The sequence below is a fragment of the Corynebacterium afermentans subsp. lipophilum genome (assembly GCF_030408375.1).
Taxonomy (GTDB): Bacteria; Actinomycetota; Actinomycetes; order Mycobacteriales; family Mycobacteriaceae; genus Corynebacterium; species Corynebacterium lipophilum.
Genome location: NZ_CP046530.1, coordinates 1,322,154 through 1,342,079, shown reverse-complemented (window position 1 = coordinate 1,342,079; position 19,926 = coordinate 1,322,154). Strand labels below are relative to the sequence as shown.

18 protein-coding genes and 7 tRNA genes are annotated in these 19,926 nt (G+C 64.7%); 14 read left to right on the top strand and 11 right to left on the bottom strand.

Going from position 1 to position 19,926, the window contains the following annotated elements; all coding sequences use genetic code 11:
- Positions 1–41: 41 nt before the first annotated feature.
- The 3 genes from CAFEL_RS06445 (at position 42) to dxs (ending at position 4,339) form a co-directional block, all read left to right on the top strand.
- Positions 42–1,034, top strand: a complete 993-nt coding sequence (locus tag CAFEL_RS06445; protein WP_194559384.1) for a DUF3710 domain-containing protein — start codon at positions 42–44, stop codon at positions 1,032–1,034.
- Positions 1,035–2,312, top strand: a complete 1,278-nt coding sequence (locus CAFEL_RS06440; RefSeq protein ID WP_194559383.1) for a class I SAM-dependent RNA methyltransferase — start codon at positions 1,035–1,037, stop codon at positions 2,310–2,312.
- A gap of 89 nt (positions 2,313–2,401) precedes the next feature.
- Positions 2,402–4,339 carry a 1-deoxy-D-xylulose-5-phosphate synthase gene (dxs, locus tag CAFEL_RS06435; RefSeq protein ID WP_194559382.1) on the top strand — a complete coding sequence of 646 codons (1,938 nt, stop codon included), beginning with the start codon at positions 2,402–2,404 and terminating at the stop codon, positions 4,337–4,339.
- On the opposite strand, the gene CAFEL_RS06430 is transcribed toward dxs, so the two are convergent.
- Positions 4,336–5,541, bottom strand: coding sequence for an HRDC domain-containing protein (locus CAFEL_RS06430; protein WP_194559381.1), 1,206 nt, complete (start codon positions 5,539–5,541; stop codon positions 4,336–4,338). The two genes, dxs and CAFEL_RS06430, sit on opposite strands and share 4 nt — an antisense overlap.
- Before the next feature lie 12 nt (positions 5,542–5,553).
- A complete protein-coding gene (locus CAFEL_RS06425; RefSeq protein WP_228496229.1) occupies positions 5,554–6,168 on the bottom strand; it encodes a DUF3000 domain-containing protein in 615 nt (204 codons plus the stop codon).
- A gap of 152 nt (positions 6,169–6,320) precedes the next feature.
- Between CAFEL_RS06425 and hemQ the strand changes: the two genes are divergently transcribed.
- Positions 6,321–7,022 (top strand): hydrogen peroxide-dependent heme synthase, encoded by a 702-nt coding sequence (gene hemQ, locus CAFEL_RS06420; protein ID WP_194559380.1) that lies wholly within the window; start codon positions 6,321–6,323, stop codon positions 7,020–7,022.
- Positions 7,023–7,075: 53 nt separating this feature from the next.
- Here the strand turns inward: hemQ and msrB are convergent, their stop codons facing one another.
- Genes msrB through CAFEL_RS06405 form a run of 3 tightly spaced genes read right to left on the bottom strand, consistent with a single transcriptional unit; the run spans position 7,076 to position 9,490 of the window.
- Positions 7,076–7,477 (bottom strand): peptide-methionine (R)-S-oxide reductase MsrB, encoded by a 402-nt coding sequence (msrB, locus tag CAFEL_RS06415; protein ID WP_194559379.1) that lies wholly within the window; start codon positions 7,475–7,477, stop codon positions 7,076–7,078.
- Positions 7,474–8,718, bottom strand: a complete 1,245-nt coding sequence (locus CAFEL_RS06410; RefSeq protein ID WP_290171967.1) for a glycosyltransferase family 87 protein — start codon at positions 8,716–8,718, stop codon at positions 7,474–7,476. Before CAFEL_RS06410 ends, msrB begins: the two co-directional genes overlap by 4 nt.
- 28 nt (positions 8,719–8,746) lie before the next feature.
- Positions 8,747–9,490, bottom strand: a complete 744-nt coding sequence (locus CAFEL_RS06405; protein WP_194559378.1) for a pyrimidine reductase family protein — start codon at positions 9,488–9,490, stop codon at positions 8,747–8,749.
- A 33-nt stretch (positions 9,491–9,523) separates the two neighbouring features.
- Between CAFEL_RS06405 and CAFEL_RS06400 the strand changes: the two genes are divergently transcribed.
- Both CAFEL_RS06400 and CAFEL_RS06395 read left to right on the top strand, forming a co-directional pair.
- Positions 9,524–10,984 carry a hypothetical protein gene (locus CAFEL_RS06400; RefSeq protein WP_194559377.1) on the top strand — a complete coding sequence of 487 codons (1,461 nt, stop codon included), beginning with the start codon at positions 9,524–9,526 and terminating at the stop codon, positions 10,982–10,984.
- Positions 10,985–10,986: 2 nt separating this feature from the next.
- On the top strand, positions 10,987–11,961 hold the full coding sequence (locus CAFEL_RS06395; protein WP_194559376.1) for an asparagine synthase C-terminal domain-containing protein: 975 nt from the start codon (positions 10,987–10,989) through the stop codon (positions 11,959–11,961).
- A 40-nt stretch (positions 11,962–12,001) separates the two neighbouring features.
- Here the strand turns inward: CAFEL_RS06395 and CAFEL_RS06390 are convergent.
- The 6 genes from CAFEL_RS06390 to CAFEL_RS06365 all read right to left on the bottom strand — a co-directional run bounded on the left by CAFEL_RS06390 (position 12,002) and on the right by CAFEL_RS06365 (position 12,593).
- Positions 12,002–12,077: transfer RNA gene (locus CAFEL_RS06390), tRNA-Gly, on the bottom strand.
- Between the two features lie 35 nt (positions 12,078–12,112).
- Positions 12,113–12,184 (bottom strand) — tRNA-Val (locus tag CAFEL_RS06385).
- A gap of 15 nt (positions 12,185–12,199) precedes the next feature.
- Positions 12,200–12,273: transfer RNA gene (locus tag CAFEL_RS06380), tRNA-Cys, on the bottom strand.
- Positions 12,274–12,315: 42 nt separating this feature from the next.
- Positions 12,316–12,391 (bottom strand) — tRNA-Gly (locus CAFEL_RS06375).
- Between the two features lie 35 nt (positions 12,392–12,426).
- Positions 12,427–12,498 (bottom strand) — tRNA-Val (locus CAFEL_RS06370).
- Positions 12,499–12,517: 19 nt separating this feature from the next.
- A tRNA-Gly gene (locus CAFEL_RS06365) sits at positions 12,518–12,593 on the bottom strand.
- Positions 12,594–12,829: 236 nt separating this feature from the next.
- Between CAFEL_RS06365 and CAFEL_RS06360 the strand changes: the two genes are divergently transcribed.
- From CAFEL_RS06360 to CAFEL_RS06325, 8 genes are all read left to right on the top strand, one after another.
- Positions 12,830–12,901 (top strand) — tRNA-Val (locus tag CAFEL_RS06360).
- 357 nt (positions 12,902–13,258) lie between these two features.
- Entirely contained in the window at positions 13,259–13,732 is a 474-nt protein-coding gene (locus CAFEL_RS06355) for a copper resistance CopC family protein (protein ID WP_290171966.1), read from the top strand.
- Between the two features lie 10 nt (positions 13,733–13,742).
- On the top strand, positions 13,743–14,339 hold the full coding sequence (locus CAFEL_RS06350; RefSeq protein WP_194559374.1) for a copper chaperone PCu(A)C: 597 nt from the start codon (positions 13,743–13,745) through the stop codon (positions 14,337–14,339).
- A 12-nt stretch (positions 14,340–14,351) separates the two neighbouring features.
- Positions 14,352–15,581: a Dyp-type peroxidase gene (locus CAFEL_RS06345; protein ID WP_194559373.1), complete on the top strand. Its 1,230-nt coding sequence runs from the start codon at positions 14,352–14,354 to the stop codon at positions 15,579–15,581.
- Positions 15,582–15,690: 109 nt separating this feature from the next.
- A complete protein-coding gene (gene thrS, locus CAFEL_RS06340) occupies positions 15,691–17,745 on the top strand; it encodes a threonine--tRNA ligase (protein WP_194559372.1) in 2,055 nt (684 codons plus the stop codon).
- Positions 17,729–18,349 (top strand): ATP adenylyltransferase, encoded by a 621-nt coding sequence (locus CAFEL_RS06335; protein WP_228496169.1) that lies wholly within the window; start codon positions 17,729–17,731, stop codon positions 18,347–18,349. Before thrS ends, CAFEL_RS06335 begins: the two co-directional genes overlap by 17 nt.
- Positions 18,342–18,977, top strand: a complete 636-nt coding sequence (gene pgsA / locus CAFEL_RS06330) for a phosphatidylinositol phosphate synthase (protein WP_194559371.1) — start codon at positions 18,342–18,344, stop codon at positions 18,975–18,977. Before CAFEL_RS06335 ends, pgsA begins: the two co-directional genes overlap by 8 nt.
- Positions 18,978–19,922, top strand: coding sequence for a phosphatidylinositol mannoside acyltransferase (locus tag CAFEL_RS06325; protein ID WP_194559370.1), 945 nt, complete (start codon positions 18,978–18,980; stop codon positions 19,920–19,922).
- The last annotated feature ends 4 nt before the right edge of the window (positions 19,923–19,926 follow it).

Below are 19,926 nucleotides of genomic sequence, written 5' to 3'. Positions count from 1 at the left end.
TACACTCATCTGCGACCACCAATTTTAGGGAGTGACCACCGATGGCATTTTGGCCGTTTGGCAAGAAAAAGAAGAAGCAGCAGCAGGAAAAACCCGTAGAGTCCTCGCCGCTGGAGCCGAAGCAGGAGCAGCCCGGCGCTGAGGCCCCTGCGGCTGATGCCGAGGTGGCGCCGCAGACTGAGGCCGCTGAGGAGGCTTCGCCCGTCGAGAAGCAGGAAACTGCTCCGGCTGCCGCACCTGTCGCCTCCGCCGCAGCGGGTGTGGAGGCGCTGACGGACTACGACCCGGTTGGCGGTTCCACCGGTCCGTTCGACGGCGACAACGTCGACATTGAGGACTTCGACTTCTCGGACTTTTCCGACGTCACCCTCAATCTTGGGTCCATCCGTGTGCCGCTGCCGAAGGAGTCCCAGGTGCAGGTGGAGATGGGTGAGCAGGGCCCGAAGATGGTCCACGTGGTCACCCGCTACGGACGTATCACCCCGGTCGCATTCGCCGCGCCGCGGACCGGCGGCCTCTGGGATGAATCCTCGGAGGAGATCATCGCGGGCATGCGCTCCGAAGGCATGCCGGTGGAAATCCAGCAGGGTCCGTGGGGGCAGGAGATCGTTGGCACCGGCACCAATGGTGTCATTCGCATCATCGGTGTGGAGGGCCCGCGCTGGCTGTACCGCGTCACCCTGGCAGCGCCGACCGGCTCTGAAGACCAGCTCGCGGAGATTGGTCGCGAGACCGTCGCGCGCTCCTTTGTTTACCGCGGCGAGGATCCGATCCTGGCCGGCAACTCCCTCCAGGTGGTGCTGCCCGCGCAGCTGGCGCAGCAGGTGCAGGCCGCAGCCGAGGCCAAGGCGCGTCAGGGCCAGGCTTCGGCGCAGGCGCCGGCGGAGGGCAACCCGAACGCCCTGGGCGACGCGCTGAAGCAAATCATCGCCCAGAACGCGGAGAACCAAAAGCAGCTGCAGGAACTGCGCGAGCGTCGCGCCGCCGGCGGCAGCTCGAAGGCAGGCGGCGACACCCCGTCTGCTGCCGAGTAAATGGCGGAGCTGACTGACAGCACCGGTGTGCCCGCTGTAGCGGCGGGGGCACCGGTGCGTTTGCACGTCCGTGCCATGGCGCACGGCGGCGAAGGCATCGCCGACGCACCCGACGGGCGTGTGGTGTTCGTCCGTGGCGCAATCCCCGGAGACACGGTGGAGGCGACGCTGACAAAGGTGAAGAAGCGGTGGGCCCGCGCGGAGACTACCGCCGTGCTTGATCCGTCGCCGCACCGAGTCGATCCCACTTGCCCCGCGGCTGCAGCGGGTGCGGGGTGCTGCGATTTTTCCCATATCGCCGCTGACGCGCAGCTGGAGTTCAAGCGCGAGGTGCTTCTGGGGCAACTGGGGGCGCTGTCCTCCCGCACGGGGGTGTTGGACGGGTACGACCTCCAGGAGGTGGAGGCGATTCAGCTCGAACCAGTGACCGGGTGGCGCACCCGCGTCAGGTTGGGCGTGGATCGTAACGGCAGTGCTGGCATGCGGCGTGCGCGTTCCGCAGAGGTTGTCGCTGGGGTGCAGTGCACGCAGCCGAAGCCGGGCTTGCTCGACGGCATTGTGGGCAAGGGAGCTGAAACGTTCACTCCCGGAGCTGAGCTCGTCGTCGCGGTTGACGCGAAGGGCACCCGCCACGTGGTGGAGACTCGGGCTGCGCAACGTGGGCGCCGCGCGGAGCGCGTCGAGCGCGTTCTTGAAGGGCCAGGTGAGCTGTTGGAACACGTGCGCGGGTTCGACTTCGTTTTTCCGCCGACTGCGTTCTGGCAGGCGCACCAGCGTGCCCCGGAGGCGTATTCCGATGTCATCTACCAGTGGGGCGCAGGCGCGTACGCCAACCGCGTGGGTTGGGACCTCTACGGCGGTGTCGGCGCGTTTGTCCCGGCGATGAGCGCGGCGCTCGGCGGCGGCCGGATTGAAACAGTGGACTACTCCAGCGCCGCCACCTCCCGGCACCAGCAAGTCGCCGACGCGTGCGAGGTGCGCGTGCACCACGGCGATACCGCGGCAGTCGTGGGGGAGCTGGAGCGTCCCGGCTTAGTTGTGCTGGACCCGCCGCGGGCAGGCGCGGGGGCGGACGTGGTCCGTGCGATCGCTCAGGCGGCACCAGAGCGCATCATCCACGTCGGATGCGACCCGGCGACGTTCGCGCGCGATCTAGCGGGCTTTGGCGAGCGCGGCTACGCGGTGAAACAGATGAAGCTTATCGACGCGTTCCCGAACACCCACCACTTCGAAGTGATGGCGATGCTTGAGCCGGTGTCGCGGGACGAATCTTCGTGAGAAAGCCAGCGTGTAAACTAGCGTGAACGAAACGGCAGCTGCGCCCACTCCCGGGCGCGCCCGATATGGCGAAGGAGTACGACAGGACTGTGGCACTGCTCGAGCACATAGCGACGCCAGCGGATGTCCGCAAGCTTTCTCCTGTGCAGCTTGAAGATCTGGCGGATGAGATCCGCGAGATGCTGATCCAGAAGGTCTCCGCCACCGGCGGGCACCTCGGCCCCAACCTGGGTGTGGTGGAGATGACCATTGCACTGCACTACATCTTCGATTCACCGAACGACCCGATTATTTGGGACACCTCCCACCAGTCGTACGTGCACAAGATCCTCACCGGCCGCGGCGGGCAGTTTGACACGCTGCGTAAAAAGGGCGGGCTTTCCGGATACACGGCGCGCGCGGAGTCGGAGCACGATTGGACCGAGTCCTCGCACGCGAGTGCGTCGTTGTCGTACGCGGACGGCCTTGCCAAGGCAAAGGCGCTGAAGGGCAGCGATGGCGACAACGTCGTCGCGGTTGTAGGAGACGGTGCGTTGACCGGCGGCATGTGCTGGGAGGCGCTGAACAACATCGCGGCGGCCAACCGCAACGTTGTCATCGTGGTCAACGACAACGGCCGGTCCTACTCGCCGACTATCGGCGGGTTCGCCAACAACCTGACAAAACTTCGCGACCAGCTCGCGGCGCTTCGAATGCAGCCGGCGTACGACGAAGTGATGGAGTCCGGCAAGAAGACGTTGAAGTCCATGGGCTGGGTAGGCGAGCGCACGTTCGACGCACTGCACGCGCTCAAAGAAGGCGTGAAGTACCAGGTGCTGCCCACCGAGATGTTCCCTGAGCTGGGAATGAAGTACGTCGGCCCAGTTGAAGGCCACGACATTAAAAGCCTGCTCAACGCTTTCAAATACGCCAAGCGCTATGAGGGGCCGCTGATCTTGCACGTGGTCACTGAAAAGGGCCACGGGTTCGCCCCGGCCGTGAACAATGTGGCGGATCAGATGCACTCCACAGGTGTGATCGACCCGGTGACAGGGCAGTCGCTCGCAGCGTCTGAGCCGGGCTGGACGTCTGTGTTCACCGAGGAGTTGTTGCGCGCCGGCCACGAGCGCGACGATATCGTGGCCATCACCGCAGCGATGGCGGGGCCGACCGGCTTGCAGCCTTTTGCGGAGCAGTTCCCGGACCGCTTCTTCGATGTCGGCATTGCGGAGCAGCACGCTGTCGCTTCCGCCTCGGGCATGGCGCTCGGCGGCCTGCACCCGGTTGTCGCGGTGTACTCGACGTTTTTGAACCGGGCGTTCGACCAGCTGCTCATGGATGTCGGACTGATTGATCAGCCTGTCACGTTGGTGCTCGACCGCGCCGGCGTGACCGGTTCGGACGGCGCCAGCCACAACGGCGTGTGGGATATGGCGATCGCCTCTATCGTGCCGGGCATCCGCATTGCGGCGCCGCGGGATGCGGCTCGTCTGCGTGAGGAGTTCGCCGAGGCTATTGCTGTCGACGACGGGCCGACGGCAGTCCGCTTCCCCAAGGGCGCGGTTGGCGCTGATATTGACACTCTCGAGCGTCTTGCCGGCGGTACCGACGTGCTGGCACGCCCGGAGGGCGAGGGCACCGAGGACGACATCGACGTGCTGATCGTCGCCGTCGGTGCGTTTGCGAGGTACGGCCTCGAGGTAGCAGAAGCGGTGCGTGACGACGGCATCCGGGCAACCGTGGTAGACCCGCGCTGGGTCATCCCCGTCTCATCTGACGTGCTGGAGTTGGCCGCGGAAACCGACCTGGTGGTGGTGTACGAAGACGGCGTGGTCCGCGGTGGCGTGGGATCCGCTGTAGCCGAGGCGCTCGCGGCCGCGGAGGTGGATACCCCGGTGCGGCAGCTGGCTTTCCCGGATATTTTCCCGCTGCACGCATCTCGCGGCGAGATCCTGCAGGAGTACGGCCTTGATCCAGCCTCTGCTGCGGATCAGGTTCGTCAGTGGGCGGCCAGCCTGGCGGACCCGGAAGCTGAAGCGAAGCGCTAGACCAGCTCGAGCATCTCCGCGTGCGCTGCGGCCAAGATCGGCGCAGTGATTTGGATCTGCCACGGTCGCGCGCCCGCTTTCTCCAGGGCCGTTGCCGCCTGGTGGGTGTCCCACGCCGGCGACTTGTCGGGCGCGTTCCACACCGTCTCGCGCAAAATCGCGGGCGTGAGCAAAATGTCGGGACGAATGTCTAAGTCCTCTGCGCTGGCGGCGATGTCTTCGCGGCACAGCTGCAGCATCTGCCACGATTCGGGGTAGTGGCGTTCCCAGCCGGATTTCGATGGTGTGCTGTTTTCACGCGGATCTCGGCGTCGCGGCCACGTGGCTGGGTCCGCCGAAAGTGCGCGTTCGACCACGCCGAGCCAGCGTCGCACGTCCCGCGAGGGCATGCCTTTACTCCCGATCGCACGAGTCAGTCCGCGAGGGGAGTCCGGTTCGGCGAGCGCGATAGCCAATAAAGCCCGGTTGGGAAGTAGCCGCCCCGGGGCGATGTCGCGCTGTTCGCTGATCTCTTCACGCGCGTGCCAGAGTTCGCGGGCGACTTGGAGCCCGGATTGGTCACGTACTGACGCGAGCCCTTTCATATCCCGCCACGTCTTCTCCGGGTAGGGAGTCTTCGAATATACGGCGATCAGGTGCGCGAACTCCTCGAACGCCCAACGCAGTTTGCCGTGAGCGTCGAGGACTTCCGTGAGCGCTTCTGCCAGCTCGTGGAGGTATTCCACGTCGAGTGCGGCGTAGTCTTGCCACGACTTTGGCAGCGGTGTGCGCGACCAATCCTCGTGGCCGTGGCCTTTTTCCAGCTCCACACCGACGAAACGCTCGACCATGGCGGCGAGGTTGGGGCGGTCGTAGCCGACGATCCGTGATGCCAGCTCGGTGTCGAAAAGGATGCCGGGGTGCAAGCCGAGCAGTGCCAGGCTGCGCAGGTCTTCTCCCGCGGCGTGGATGATCCATTCTTGTCCACCCAGCACGGGTGCGAAGATCTCGCGTACCTCGTCGCGGTGGCCCTCGGGCGCTATCAGAAACGTTCCCGCGCCACGGCGCGCTACCTGCACGAGAAAGGCGCGGTTGCCGTAGCGGAAGGAGGAGGCGCGTTCAGTGTCCACGGCGAACGGTCCGCGACCGTGCGCGAGTGCGCCGGCTGCCTCACGAAAGGCGGCGGGCGTATCTACAAGGCGGTAGTCCAGCCGGGCACTCATCAAAAAACGATATTAGCGCGCGCCGAGCTGTGCCACACCCTCCGGAGGCAAACCGGCCACGTGCGCGAGCACCTTGGAAAACGCTTCGACGTGGTGTTGAAGGTCGGTGCCCTCTGCGGTCCAGGACGCGCGCATCTCCAGCTGGTAAGCGCGTGGCGGCCCGCCGATCTCGCCGAAGCGCACAGAGGCAGTCGATGTGACGGTGCCGCCGAGGTTGGTGTGGCGCGCGCCTGTCTCAGCCAGCGATTCGTTAAGCCACTGCCAGGCTACGTCCGGAAGCAGCGGGTCCGAGGCTACAGCGTCGTCCATGTCGGCCTGGATGTAGGCGACCAGGCGCATGGTGCCCTCCCACGCTTCTTCCGCGGCGGGCGAGTGCAGCAAGATCAGGCGGCCGAAGGCATCGCCTTCAGAGTCGACCGGGACGTTTTCTTCGTCCGCGTGCGCGACCTCCAAGCCGACGGCGTGGCTGAACGGTGCGGGGCGCTGCGGCGGGCGGATGGTGCCCAGGGTGATTTCGGGGCGCAGGCGCGCCGCGTGCATGGATTCAACGGCCGCGCTGAATTCTGCGGGCCAGGAATCACTGTTGCCGTGGTCGTCCCTGTTGCCGCCCGCGCTTCCGGCGGACATGGGGGAGGTGGTGTCCGGTTTCATCACAGGCTCAAACGTATCCAGCAACCGGCGCGGTTGGGGGAGGCGCGCCGTGAGTGTCGGAACCTAGGGCGTAGAATGTCCTACGACTTTCGTTTGATCTGCCGTGCGGCAGGGAAGGGGCAAAATCCATGGCCAAGCTCGACTTTGACAAACTCAACGCCACGCAGCGCTTTCTGCAGTTCGCTGTGTTCCGTGCGCTCCCCGGGGTGCTTGGCACCGAGCGCAGCCAGCTTATCGACGAAGCACGCGCCTTCTTCTCCAACCTCGAGCAGGAAGGCGTGGTCACGGTCCGCGGCATTTACGACAACACCGGTATCCGCGCTGATGCTGACTTCATGATCTGGTGGCACGCCGAAGAGTTCGAGCATCTGCAAAAGGCCCTCGCGGATTTCCGCCGCGAGACGGAGCTCGGGCAGAAGGTGGAATTGAGCTGGATCGGCAACGGGCTGCACCGCCCCGCCGAGTTCAACAAGTCTCACCTGCCTAGCTTCATCATGGGTGAGGAGCCGGGGGACTGGATTACGGTCTACCCGTTCGTGCGCTCCTACGACTGGTACGTGATGGACCCGCAGGAGCGCCGCCGCATCCTCGCGGAGCACGGCATGGCGGCCCGCGATTTTGCGGATGTGCGAGCCAACACCGTCGAGGCCTTCACGCTCGGCGACTACGAGTGGATGCTCGCCTTTGAGGCACCGACGCTGGAGCGCATCGAGGCGTTGATGAAGACCATGCGCTACACCGAGGCCCGCCTGCACGTGCGCGAGGAGATCCCGTTCCAGACGGGCCGCCGGGTCGGCGACATCGGCGAGATCATTTCGGTGCTGCCCTAAGCGGCTGGGCACCGAAGGTGGCGTTGGAAAGCAATTGCTTTGCGGCGCCTTTTCTACGCTTCGTCGAACGTCAACGAAATGGAATTAATGCAGTAGCGCAGATCGGTGGGGGTGTTGAAACCCTCGCCGGCGAAGACATGGCCTAGGTGGGAGTGGCAGTTTGCGCACAAAACCTCGGTGCGCACCATGCCGAGAGAGGTGTCCTCGCGCTCGATGATGGCGTCGCCCGCCAGCGGGGAGAAGAACGAGGGCCAACCGCAGTGGGCGTCGAACTTCTCGGTGGAGCGGAACAGCTCGGCGCCGCACGCGCGGCAGCGGTACACGCCCTCGGAGGTGGTGTTGGTGTACTCGCCGACGCCCGGGGGTTCTGTGCCTGCTTCCCGCAGGACGTGGAACTCCTCCGGGCTGAGTTTCTGGCGCCACTGCGCGTCGGTGAAGTCCTTGTAATCCGTCATCGCCCAATCCTTTCTGCCGGAGCGAGCAAGGTTTGCCTAAACAATACCCACGCAGCGCACGCGACAATAAACACGGCCCACCCGGCAGTGGGCAAAAACGTGTTGAGCCAGCTACCGGTCAGCGGGTGCAACGCGCTGGACCAGTTCAAGGGGGACAGGCACAGCGCAGCGCCGAGCCAAGCGGGCCAGCTGCGCAGGGGACTATCCGGGTGGAACACCGTAAACAGGGCGGGAAACAGCATCATGGAGTAGTACGCCTGGCCCAAGGAGGACAGCAGGCACACCCCGGCGAGCAGCACTCCGGAGCCCACGGAGAGATACAGCAGCTCCTGGCTGTGGCGCACTCGTAAAAGCCCGAGGACGGCCCCGGCGACCGCGGCTGCCAGCAGAACGAACAGTGCACCGTACGCCCAGCTAGGCATGCCGAAATACACGGCGAACCCGGACAGGGAAGAGTTGGCGTAGTCGCGTGTGACCCCCAAATACGGCACAACGACATCGAGGTAGTCGCGGGCGCCGGGAGTCAGCGGCCAGGCGATAAGGTTCATCACCACCGGAATGCCGATAGCGCCGAGCGCGGGGCGCCAACGCAGCTGCAACAGCGGCAGAACTACGAGCGGGGCGAACATCGGCTTGACCAAGATGGCGAACCCCAGCACGATGCCCGCAGCGACATCGCGGCGGGCAAGGTGCAGCGCGATACAGGCCACCAATGCGAGCAGCAGTATGCCGTTGATGTTGGAAAACACCAGTGTGTTGGTCACGGCCTCAGTGGCAAATGCCAGTGCGATGGCCACCGGAAACGTCGGCCCGGAAAGTGGACGGCCCGCAAGCTTGGTCAGCCAGGCCAACGCGGCGATGATGCACGCGGCGTTGACAGCGATGAACAGCGGGCGCGCCAGGTCGATGTCGGCGATAAGCCCCAGCGGCGCGAGCAGCAGCGTTGCGCCCGGGTTGTAAAGGTAATGCGGATCGACGTGGGTGTAGACCTCGTTGTACACGGGAACGCGTTCCACGAAACGGCGCGCTGCGGACCACACGGTAGTGAAATCGTCCGTCACAGAACCTGCGCGCGCGAGGATGAACAGCCGGTGCAGAACCAGAAGCACCGCGATAGGCCAGGTGGCAACGGTAATCGCCGGTGTGAGGCCCGCGCGCTCGTCGGAAGTCTGGGGCTGCACTGCGGTCGAACCCGCCTCGGGTTCCTCGGCGGCGTTTCGTGGCGGTGGTGTAGCAATCACGCGCCTAACCGTACCTGGCGGGGTGCGGCTAGCTTTCGCGCGCGCTCCGGTAGCGCAGGAAGAGCATGGAGTCGTTTGTGGCGTGCGCAGCCTCGAGCACGAAGGCGCGGTCTGAGGGTGCGTCCGCTTCAGCGAACAGGCGTAGTTCAGACGGCTGCACCGCACGCGGGCTGACGGTGTAGTGGAACACATCAACCTCTCCGGTGCCGATGAGCTGGGCATTCAAGCTGGGCCCGCCTTCGCACACGATGCGGGCCAACCCGCGCGCGTGAAGTGCAGCCACGACTGCCGACACGTGTTGGCCTTCCACTGGCACGATTACACCGCCCGCCTGCTCGATGTTTCGCGCGCGTGCAGAGACGTCCTCGTCGCCCAACAGGCTCTCGGGCACCGTGAACAACGGCGGTGTGCGCGTGTCCGTGAACAGCTGCGTTGCAGTGTTGAAATTCAGGCTCCTGGTCATGACGACAATCGGTGGCACTTCAGCTTGCTCGCGTGCGCGCCGCGTCTCGCGCTGCTGTTGGGTAGTGCGCACCCCGAAGTAGTTCTCCTTGCGTGCGGTCTCCGCACCGACGAGCACTGCATCCGACCAGATGCGCAAAGCGTTGAGCAGCGCGAAATCGGTGTCGTTGCCCAAACCGGAAGAGGTGCCGTTACTCGCGGCAGCGCCAGTCAGCGCCGCAATACCCATGAGACGAGTCTCCCGCTGTCCGGGAGGCTTCACCTGTCCGATGAGTAGTTCCGGATCAAGGGCTTGAGGCCGCTCGTTCATTACACTTGCTTCCAGTCTGTTGAAGGGGATGTTGTGCAACCTACCGGAAACCGTTTTGACCTCGCCGCGGCAGCTGGCGCTGCCAGAAAGGGCTGGATTGCGGACTCGGAAACTGCCGAGTTTTACACGCTCCTGTTCGACCGCTCGGACAAGCACCAGTGGAAGGACAACCTCGCCGAATCCGCGCGGGCGGCATTCGCGCCGACCGCGGAAACAGCAACCGAGATGGTCTGGTTCGAGCCCTTCCTAAACATGGTCACCGATGTCTGTTGGCAGGCCAGGGAACGAGGGCTCGGCGCGCATGAGCCGCAGCGCGTGCGCCGCCACGGCAGCGTGGAGCAACCACGCCTGCTGTACCTGGCAACCGCGCTGATTGAGCTGCAGCTGTACCGGTTCGACTTCAACTACGACGGCATTTTTGAAGTGCTCAGCCGCGCCGACGACGCCCCACTGCAAGTCGGCCCCTACGACCTCAACGGCATCTACCTCACGTTCGCGCAACTCAGCGCCGGAAAACGGATCGTGCCGTCAGAGCTGTTTTCCTCCATCGGCCTAGATCCAGAAAGTCCGACAAACCTCTCGCGGCACCTGGACCGTGTGCCCGTAAAGCTGCGCCACCTCTTGCTGCACGGCCTGTGGCTGTTTCCGTTCCGCTTCTACGGGGTAGAGATGCTGATTCTGGCGGAGTCTCTGGTCAAGTCGGATCCCAAGGACGGCAACGCGTACTACCGGATGGGGGAGGCCTACCGCAGAATCGCCGCAGCAACGCAGTGGGATTTCGAAACTGGGCCGTCCGCGACCCACGCACCCGAATTGGAGCAGACCCTTAGCGCCGACCCAACGCTGCTGGAAGACCAGAACTACTGCTACCGGCGCGCCGTGGAATCGCTGGACATGGCAATCCGGGTACTGGACCCGCAACAGCTTGCCCGCCACGAGGAGTACAAGAACTACCGGCTGCTGGTCTCCACCGAGTGGCAGGTGCAAACGGCCATCCGCAGTGCCGTCGAGAGGCAGGTAGCTTCTGTGGACGAGAAGGTGCAGGCGTTGTCCCGCCAGCTCGAGTCAGAGTCGAACCAGCTCGTGTGGAAATCTGTAGAGGTGCTGTCGCTGTTTGCTGCTCTGATGGGGTTGTTGATCACCAACATCAGCGTGCTGGGCATCGACGGCATCTCCACCCTCGAGCGCGTCGGGCTCATCGGTCTGATGGCACTCATCATGGTCGGCTTCTTCCTTTTGGTGCGCAACACCGTATTCCGGGTGCGCGAAGGCCGCGAGGGCCCCAAGGAGGTCCGCACGAAACCCCAGAAGTTCTCGCTGCGACGCCCGCGAAAGACAGCCGAGCTCCAAGAGCGGATCAGCGGGCTTGAGCGCGACATCGAGCAGATGAGGAACACCAACTATCAGCTGGCACCATTTTTGGACAGCGTCTCCGGCGAGCAACGACGCACCGGTGCGCAGCTTCACGACGGCTACCGCGAAAGGACAACGTAGCTATGCACGACATCACTGGGGCAGCGCTCGAATACGTCGCAGACGAACAGGAGCTGACCAAAGGGCCCTACGACATCGCCGACGCCGGCGAAGCGGCGGCCGCGATCGACCACTACCTTCGTGCACGCGTCACCGCCGCCGTCGCCCGCAGTGCGGGGCGGCCCGTGCTCCAACTCTCCGGCGGCATCGATTCCATCCTGCTGGCCACCTACGTGGCCGAGGTCGCGCCGGGCGCGTTGGCCGTGACCTACAGCCAGCAAGCGGAGGATCCGGAGGTGGACAGGGCGGCAGCCGTCGCAAAGCAATGCGGTCTCGAGCACGTGATTGTTCGCCCCACCGACGAAGACTTCGAGCGGCTTCTCGCGCGGGTCGTGCGGGCCCTCGAGTTCCCGGAGCCGTGGGAGATCTCGGCGGGTTGTGTGCTGGCGGCTATCGACGGCGCTTCGCACGAGCACGGCGCCGAAGGCGTACTTCTCTCCGGAGCCGGGGCTGACGCGCTGTTCATGGGCGGGCACACGGTGGTTCCCGCGGCGGGGGAGAGTCTCGTTGAGGCGTGGGATGCGACGCTGCGGGCAAACGTCTCCCAGAACTTCAAGCGCGAGCGGTTTGTGCCGGACTTCTACGAGCGGCTCATGGACGATCCCGAGCGGCACGTCCAGATCTGGCAGACCCACGCGGCTGTTGAGCTCGCGCAGCGCATCCACCCTTCGCTGGTGCAGCCCGACGACAGTGGACACGACAAGTACATTTTCCGCAAGCTCGCGGTGGACCGGGGAGTGCCGGCGGAGGCGGCGTTCGCGCCAAAGAACCCGATGCAGGTGTCCTCCGGGCTCGTTGGCTCCATTGTGGACGCTGCCCGCCGCCAGCTTGCGCGCGACTTCGGGGAGCGCACGTACTCGTCGCCGTTGGAAGAGCCGCTGGAATTCACCGTCGCCCGGCTGTACCTGCAACGCCTGGAGGCAGGGGAGCAGGAATAGCAAAAGGGGCCCACCGGGAAGGTGGGCCCCTTTTGTTGCGTGGAGCGGATGACGAGACTCGAACTCGCGACCCTCACCTTGGCAAGGTGATGCGCTACCAACTGCGCTACATCCGCATTGCTATTCAGTTGACGAGGGGATGAACCCTCTGTGCGCGATACTGGGATCGAACCAGTGACCCCTACCGTGTCGAGGTAGTGCTCTACCGCTGAGCTAATCGCGCAAGGCTATTGCAGCTTGGAGGTGGATACGGGAATCGAACCCGTGTACACGGTTTTGCAGACCGTTGCCTAACCACTCGACCAATCCACCGTGGAGTTACCTCCGAAGTATTCGGCCTCAACCCGAAGTACTTGGAGCGGATGACGAGACTCGAACTCGCGACCCTCACCTTGGCAAGGTGATGCGCTACCAACTGCGCTACATCCGCATTGCTATTCAGTTGACGAGGGGATAAACCCTCTGTGCGCGATACTGGGATCGAACCAGTGACCCCTACCGTGTCGAGGTAGTGCTCTACCGCTGAGCTAATCGCGCCCAAGTTCCTCTGGGGAACTGGAGCGGATGACGAGACTCGAACTCGCGACCCTCACCTTGGCAAGGTGATGCGCTACCAACTGCGCTACATCCGCATGCGTTCCACGCTGTCCGCGTTGAATGCGAGAACAAACCTTATCCGCATACTGCCCGCCGTTACAAATCGCCATGTCACGGCCCCTTTCAGGGGGTGATGTGTGAATTACGCGGGTGCAATTTGATCCAAGGCGCATTCGCCTTTCGACGGCCCACGTATCGGCACCCGCTGTTATCCGTGATGACCAGCCGATTCGGAACTTTCGGCTTTGGTGTGTAATCTCTCTTCTCGTTCGGTCCTATGGCTCAGTGGAAGAGCGTTCCGTTCACACCGGAAAGGTCGCTGGTTCGATCCCAGCTAGGACCACAAAATACGCCCCAGGTTGATAGCAGCCTGGGGCTTTTTGCGTTTGCACGCTAAACGCCGATATCGGCATTTGTGGGGTCGCCCCTTGGAAAAGCCCAGGTCGCGTCTCGGGTCCGGGGGTAAACGCCGATATCGGCGTTTAGGCTGCGTTGCCCGGTTCGCAGTTTTGGGGCGGGTGCGCCGGGAACTAACGTGGATTTGGATGCGACTAGTGCTCTTAGCGCCAGTCGGCGCATTGGTTTTACTTGAGGAGGCAGCATGCTCATCCCGGCATCATTTACACGAGGTGGCGCAATCGCGGCCCTGGCGGCGACTGCTACGCTGTGCGCGGCAGCGCCCGCTTACGCTCACGACTCCGTGATTGGCTCGGACCCCGAAGATAAGGGAGTGGTCAGTGAGTTTCCCGACGCTGTGACCCTGGAGTTTTCCGGGGAAATCCAGGACGGCTTCAACACCGTGGCGCTCTCCCGGGACATCAACGGGCAATCCGAGGTTGTCTACTCCGGCGAGCCCGAGATTGACGGCCGGTTTGTCACCCTCGACGTTCCGGCGGACCTTGACGCACAGCCGGGCGACTACAAGGTGGGCTACCAGATCGTCTCGTCCGACGGGCACTCGACGAAGGGAATGACCTCGTTCAGCTTCAACCCATCCGGTGAGACCACCTCGGACGCGAGCCAGGACCCAGTTGTTGACGCGGCCGAAGGCATGAGCACCACCATGAAAGTGCTGCTCGCACTGGCGGGTGTGCTGGTTGTAGCAGGTGCAGGCTTCGGTGCCTTGGCCAAGAGCCGCCGAATCTCTGAAACCGACACTGAGACGGACAAGTAGGAGAACACCGATGAACAAACGAATCGTCACTGGCCTTGCAGCAGCAGCTTTGGTGCTCGCAGGTTGCTCCGATGAGACCAACAGCGCAGCGGAGCAGCAGTCTTCGCTCAACGAGGCGACCTCGGAGGCGGCAACCGTAAACCCGGCAACCGATGTGGCAGCCAGTGAGCTGGACAACGATGCGGTCACCCTCGAGCAGGGCACCGTTCGCGCGAAGACAGCAAAGGATACGGCTGACGGCAGCGACATGACCTCCATCTTCGGCACGCTGCACAACAACACCGACAAGGACCTCTCGGTCGTGGGCTTCACCACCTCTCTCGGCGAGGCGGACTATCAAATCCACGAGGTCGTCGACGGGATGATGCGCCAGAAAGACGGTGGCTTCGACATCCCCGCGGGCGGCACCCACGAGTTGGCTCCGGGCGGCGACCACTTCATGGTGATGGGCTACGCGCCGGCCATCGAGGCTGGCGACGCCATCGACCTCACCTTGCTGCTCGAAGGCGGCGCGACCGTGACCGTGCCGGATGTTGCCGTGCGCACCATGCTTCCCGGCGACGAAAGCTACGGCGATATCGCCGAGCACGCCGAGCACAAGCACTAAGGAGGAAAAATCATGCCGGGTGTGAGCCGGCGGGGGTTTTTGGCGGGGACGGCTGGGGTCGCCGGTGTGGCGTCGACAGGCATGCTGCTCTCGGCCTGCGATGATGATCCAAGTGATGATCCGAGCAACTCCGATCCGAACACCGAACCGTTGACGGAGGCGGCCGTCGCTTTCGACGGCGAGCACCAGGCAGGCATCCAGACGCCTACGCAAGCGTCGCTCAACCTGGCTGGGTTCAGGTTGAAGGACGGGGTGGACGGAAGCGGCGTGGTCAGGCTGATGCGTCTATGGACCGAAGACGCCCGCGAGCTGACCGCCGGCCGCAACCCACTGTCCAGCCTGGAGCCGGAGATGGTGCAGTGGCCCGCCAACCTCACCATCACCTGCGGGTTCGGTGAGCGCATCTTCGATATCGCGGCGCCGGACCAAAAGCCGGCGTGGCTGCACGACATCCCCGCGATGCCGCGCGAAAAGTTGCAGCCGGAGTGGGGCCAGACCGACCTTGTACTGCAGATCTGCTCCGACGACCCGGTGATGAGCGCCTGGGCGCTGCGCCACATGACACGCGCCAGCATGGACTACGTTGAAACCGCCTGGCTGCAGCAGGGATTCATGAACGCGTTCGGCTCCATCCCCAAAGGCCAGACGCCCCGCAACCTCTTCGGCCAGGTGGACGGCACGGTCAACCCGCGCTCGGACAATGAGTATGCCGAGCAGGTCTTCGCCGATGACGGTTCGTCGTCGCTGGTGGTGCGCCGAATCGCGATGGATCTCGACGAGTGGGAGCGGCTGGACCGCACCTCCCGCGAGGTTGTGGTGGGCAGAAAGCTTGCCGACGGCGCTCCGCTGACCGGCGAGGACGAGTTCGATGCACCGGACATGGAGGCGCTCGACGAATACGGGCTGCCCGTGATCGACAAAAACTCCCACATGGCCCGCGCCATGCCGCCCGTGGACCACCCTGAGCAGAAGTTTCTGCGCAGGCCGTACAACTATTCGCTGCCACCGGCACCCGGCGAATTGTCCAACGCGGGTTTGGTCTTTTTGGCCTACCAGAAGGACCCGGATGTGCAGTTCACCCCAGTGCTGCAGCGGCTTTTGGAGGTGGACCGGCTCAACGAGTGGACCACCCACATCGGCTCCGCGGTCTACTGGATCCCGCCGGGCACACGTGAGCCCGGCGGGGAGGGAACCGGCGACGCGTACTGGGGCGAAACAGTACTTTCTGGTGCCCGGGGGTAGAATCCCTGGCGTCCGGCGCGCCACCTGCGCCGTCGGGAGAGAACGTAGAAGAAGGGCGGCGTCCAGGTATGACGCAGCCCAGTGACGCGCAAAGGAGCGCACGACAGATATGTCTACCGAAGCAGCAGTCGAGTTCGCACCGTTCGAGGTTCCCGCCGGCACCGCCGTCGGCGTGGCCATGCGGGAGCTGAACCTGCCAAACAAGGGGGAGGACGCCGTCGTGTGCGTCCAGGATGAAGCGGGCGAGCTGAAAGACCTCTCGCACGTGCCCGAGGCCACCGCGACGTTCACTCCGGTGCCGGCAAACACTGAGCTCGGTCGCTCCGTGATCCGCCACTCCTGCGCCCACGTGCTCGCTCAGGCCGTGCAGGCCGAATTCCCCGGCACCAAGCTGGGTATCGGCCCGGCCATCGAGGGCGGCTTCTACTACGACTTCGACGTTGCGGAGCCGTTTACGCCCGAGGATCTGAAGGCGCTGGAAAAGCGCATGAAGAAGATCATCAAGCAGGGCCAGAAGTTTGTCCGCGGCGTCTACGCCTCCGCCGAAGAGGCTGCAGAAGACCTCAAGGACGAGCCGTACAAGCTCGAGCTGATCAACGACAAAGGCAACGTCGATCCGGACTCCGATGAGGCCACCGAAATCGGTGCCGGCGAGCTGACGCACTATGACAACGTCAACCCGCGCACGAACGAGGTTGAGTGGCATGACCTGTGCCGCGGCCCGCACGTGCCCACCACGAAGTACATCCCGGCGTTCGCGCTGACCCGCTCGTCCGCCGCCTACTGGCGCGGCGATCAGAACAACGCCGGCCTGCAGCGCGTCTACGGCACCGCTTGGGAGTCCAAGGAAAAACTCGAAGAGTACATGACCATGCTTGAGGAGGCGGAAAAGCGCGACCACCGCCGCCTGGGCAACGAGCTGGACCTGTTCTCCTTCCCGGACGAGGTCGGCTCCGGCCTGCCGGTGTTCCACCCGGACGGCGGTATCGTGCGCATGACCATGGAGCAGCACTCGCGCGAGCGCCATGTCGCCGCCGGCTACTCCTTTGTCAACACCCCGCATGTGACCAAGGGCGACCTGTTCCAGCAGTCGGGACACCTGGACTGGTACGCCGACGGCATGTTCCCGCCGATGAAGCTCGACGGCGAGGTCGACGACGACGGCAACGTGACCAAGCAGCCGGTGGACTACTACGCCAAGCCGATGAACTGCCCGATGCACAACCTGATCTTCGACTCGCGCGGGCGTTCCTACCGGGAGCTGCCGCTGCGCCTGTTCGAGTTCGGCACCGTCTACCGCTACGAGAAGTCCGGCGTGGTCCACGGCCTGACCCGCGCCCGCGGATTCACGCAGGACGACGCCCACATCTACTGCACCGAGGAGCAGCTTGAAGACGAGCTGACCAGCGTGCTGGAGTTCATCATCTCCCTGCTGCAGGACTACGGCCTGGACGACTTCTACCTGGAGCTTTCCACCAAGGACCCGGACAAGTACATCGGCGACGACGAAATCTGGGAGCGCTCCACCAACATCCTGGAGTCCGTGGCCAAAAAGTCCGGCCTGGAGCTCGTGCCGGACCCGGCGGGCGCCGCGTTCTACGGCCCGAAGATCTCCGTGCAGGCCCGCGACGCCATCGGCCGCACCTGGCAGATGTCCACGGTGCAGCTGGACTTCAACCTGCCGGAGCGCTTCGACCTGACCTACACCTCCTCGGACGGCTCGAAGAAGCGTCCGGTGATGATCCACCGCGCACTCTTCGGCTCCATCGAGCGCTTCTTCGGCGTGCTGCTCGAGCACTACGCCGGCGCGTTCCCGGCCTGGCTGGCCCCGCACCAGGTGGTGGGCATCCCGGTGGCCGACGCGTTCGCCGACCACCTCGACGGTGTCGTCGCAAAGCTGCGCGAGCGCGGCATCCGTGCAGAGGTGGACCACTCGGACGACCGCATGCAGAAGAAGATCCGGACCCACACCACCGGCAAGGTGCCGTTCATGCTGCTCGCCGGCGAGCGCGACGTGGACGCGAACGCGGTGAGCTTCCGCTTCCTCGACGGCAGCCAGATCAACGGGGTGCCAGTCGAGCGCGCAGTGGAGCTGATCGCCGACTGGATCACCGCCAAGCGCAACGATCAGCCGAGCGAGGAAACCGTTGCAGCGGGCAACTAACGGCGAGACTTACGTCGACACCGGCGTAGGCGACCCAGACCGTCTCACCCGCCTGTGGGCGCCGTACCGCTCCAGCTACATCACCAAGATGCCGGCCGGGGGCACGGCGGGGCAGGATACGGGGGAGACCGAAGGATCGTCGAGAAGCAACGGCGATCCCTTCCTCGAAATCCCGCAGATGAGCGACGAAGACGGCCTGATTGTCGCGCGCGGGGAGACGGTGTTCGCGGTGTGCAACCTGTACCCGTACAACGCCGGCCACCTGATGGTGGTGCCGTACCGCAAGGTCGCTGATCTGGAAGAACTTACCGACGCGGAGACAGCCGAGCTGATGGCGTTTGCCAAGCACGCGGTGAAAACGCTCAAGCGCGTGTCCAAGCCGGAGGCGATCAACGTCGGGCTGAACCTGGGCAAGGCCTCGGGTGGGTCGGTGAGCGACCACCTGCACCTGCACGTTGTGCCGCGCTGGGCGGGCGACGCGAATTTCATGGCCGTCATCGGCGGCACCAAGGTGCTGCCGCAACTGCTGCAGGAGACACGGGCGCTGCTAGCGGACGGCTGGCGCGAGGTCCACGAGACGGAATCAGGAGAACGCGATGCTTAGCGTGCACGGACGCAAACCCGCCGCAGTAGCGGTCGAGCCGGTGGCCAAAGGCCTGTTGCGCATCGGTCTGACTCCGAACGCGACAACGATTGCGGGAACAGCGCTGACCATGCTTGCGGCTATGGTGCTCATTCCCACCGGACACCTGGTGTGGGCGGCGGTGTTAAGCCTGTTCTTCGCCGCCTTCGACATGGTCGACGGCACGATGGCCAGGCTGCGCGGCGGAGGCACTGCGTTTGGCGCGACGCTGGATGCGAGCTGCGACAGACTTACCGACGGCGCGCTGTTCGGCTCGATCGCCATGTGGCTGATCTACGTCGCCGACGCCGCTGCAGTGAACGTGGCGGTGTGCCTGGCTGTCACCGTGCTTTCCCCGACCATCAGCTACATCAAGGCTCGTGGCGAGGCCGGCGGGCTGAACATCGTCGGTGGGCTGGTTGAGCGTCCTGAACGGTTGATCTTGGGTCTCGGCGGTCTAGCCCTGGAGGGTTTTGGCGTGCCCAACGCTGTGGTGGTCTCGCTATGGATCCTGCTGGTCGGCTCCGTGATCACCGTCGTGCAGCGCCTGATGATCGCCGGACGCGACGAGAGGGCGGACGCGAAGATTGCGCCGCCCGCGGGAGCGTAAATGGGCTTCGCGCGCGAGCGGCTCGTCGCCGCGGGCTACATCGCAGGCTGGAAGATCGTCGGCGCGCTGCCTGCACCGTCGACCGCGCGGGCAGCCGAGTGGGCCGCGGACCGTGCTTCCGGCGAGGGCGCTGGCATGGAGATGCTGCGGCGCAACCTCGCGCGCGTGGTGGGGCCGGAGAACGTCACCCGGCAGCTGGTGCGCGACGCCATGCGCTCCTACGCGCGCTATTGGCTGGAAGCATTCCGGCTGCCGCGGATGGCGGGCGATCCGGAGTTGAACGCGAAGCTTTCGGCTGGTGTGGTCGGGCGGGAACACTTGGATGCTGCCGTGGCGCAGGGCCACGGGGTTGTGCTCACGCTGCCGCACACCGGCAACTGGGACATGGCGGGAACATGGCTTGCCAGAAATTACGGCGGGTTCACCACCGTTGCGGAGCGGCTTGAACCAGAGGCGCTGTTCGACGCGTTCGTGCAGTTCCGCGAGTCCCTCGGCTTCGAGGTCGTGCCGCTGACCGGCGGTGAGCAGCCGCCGTTCGAGCGGTTGAAAGAGGTGCTCGCTGACGGCGGGATCGTGTGCCTGCTGGGGGAGCGGGACTTCTCACGACACGGGGTGCCAGTTGAGTTCTTCGGCGAGGAAACGACCTTTCCCGTCGGCCCGGCCAAGCTAGCGCGGGACACCGGCGCGACGCTTTTGGTTGCGCACTCCTGGTTCACGGGCACGCGGCGCGACCCCGGCTGGGACTTTAGCATCTCCGCCCCGGTGGAGGTGACCACGCTCGAGGACACTGCGCAGCGCGTGGCCGACCAGTTCGCCCAAAACATTGCCGCCCACCCGGCGGACTGGCACATGCTGCAGCCGCTGTGGCCTGAAGACGCGCCGAAGCCGAGCCGCCGCCGGGAAATGGAACGGCGGCTGAGGCAACAGCGCGAGCAGGGGAGGTAGTCGG

What these genes read in the sequence shown, in the direction of transcription:
- CAFEL_RS06445 (WP_194559384.1), top strand. Translation starts at nt 42, where the DNA reads ATGGCATTTTGGCCGTTTGGCAAGAAAAAGAAGAAGCAGCAGCAGGAA.
- CAFEL_RS06440 (WP_194559383.1), top strand. Translation starts at nt 1,035, where the DNA reads ATGGCGGAGCTGACTGACAGCACCGGTGTGCCCGCTGTAGCGGCGGGG.
- CAFEL_RS06430 (WP_194559381.1), bottom strand. Translation starts at nt 5,541, where the DNA reads ATGAGTGCCCGGCTGGACTACCGCCTTGTAGATACGCCCGCCGCCTTT.
- CAFEL_RS06425 (WP_228496229.1), bottom strand. Translation starts at nt 6,168, where the DNA reads ATGTCCGCCGGAAGCGCGGGCGGCAACAGGGACGACCACGGCAACAGT.
- hemQ (WP_194559380.1), top strand. Translation starts at nt 6,321, where the DNA reads ATGGCCAAGCTCGACTTTGACAAACTCAACGCCACGCAGCGCTTTCTG.
- msrB (WP_194559379.1), bottom strand. Translation starts at nt 7,477, where the DNA reads ATGACGGATTACAAGGACTTCACCGACGCGCAGTGGCGCCAGAAACTC.
- CAFEL_RS06405 (WP_194559378.1), bottom strand. Translation starts at nt 9,490, where the DNA reads ATGAACGAGCGGCCTCAAGCCCTTGATCCGGAACTACTCATCGGACAG.
- CAFEL_RS06395 (WP_194559376.1), top strand. Translation starts at nt 10,987, where the DNA reads ATGCACGACATCACTGGGGCAGCGCTCGAATACGTCGCAGACGAACAG.
- CAFEL_RS06350 (WP_194559374.1), top strand. Translation starts at nt 13,743, where the DNA reads ATGAACAAACGAATCGTCACTGGCCTTGCAGCAGCAGCTTTGGTGCTC.
- CAFEL_RS06345 (WP_194559373.1), top strand. Translation starts at nt 14,352, where the DNA reads ATGCCGGGTGTGAGCCGGCGGGGGTTTTTGGCGGGGACGGCTGGGGTC.
- thrS (WP_194559372.1), top strand. Translation starts at nt 15,691, where the DNA reads ATGTCTACCGAAGCAGCAGTCGAGTTCGCACCGTTCGAGGTTCCCGCC.
- pgsA (WP_194559371.1), top strand. Translation starts at nt 18,342, where the DNA reads ATGCTTAGCGTGCACGGACGCAAACCCGCCGCAGTAGCGGTCGAGCCG.
- CAFEL_RS06325 (WP_194559370.1), top strand. Translation starts at nt 18,978, where the DNA reads ATGGGCTTCGCGCGCGAGCGGCTCGTCGCCGCGGGCTACATCGCAGGC.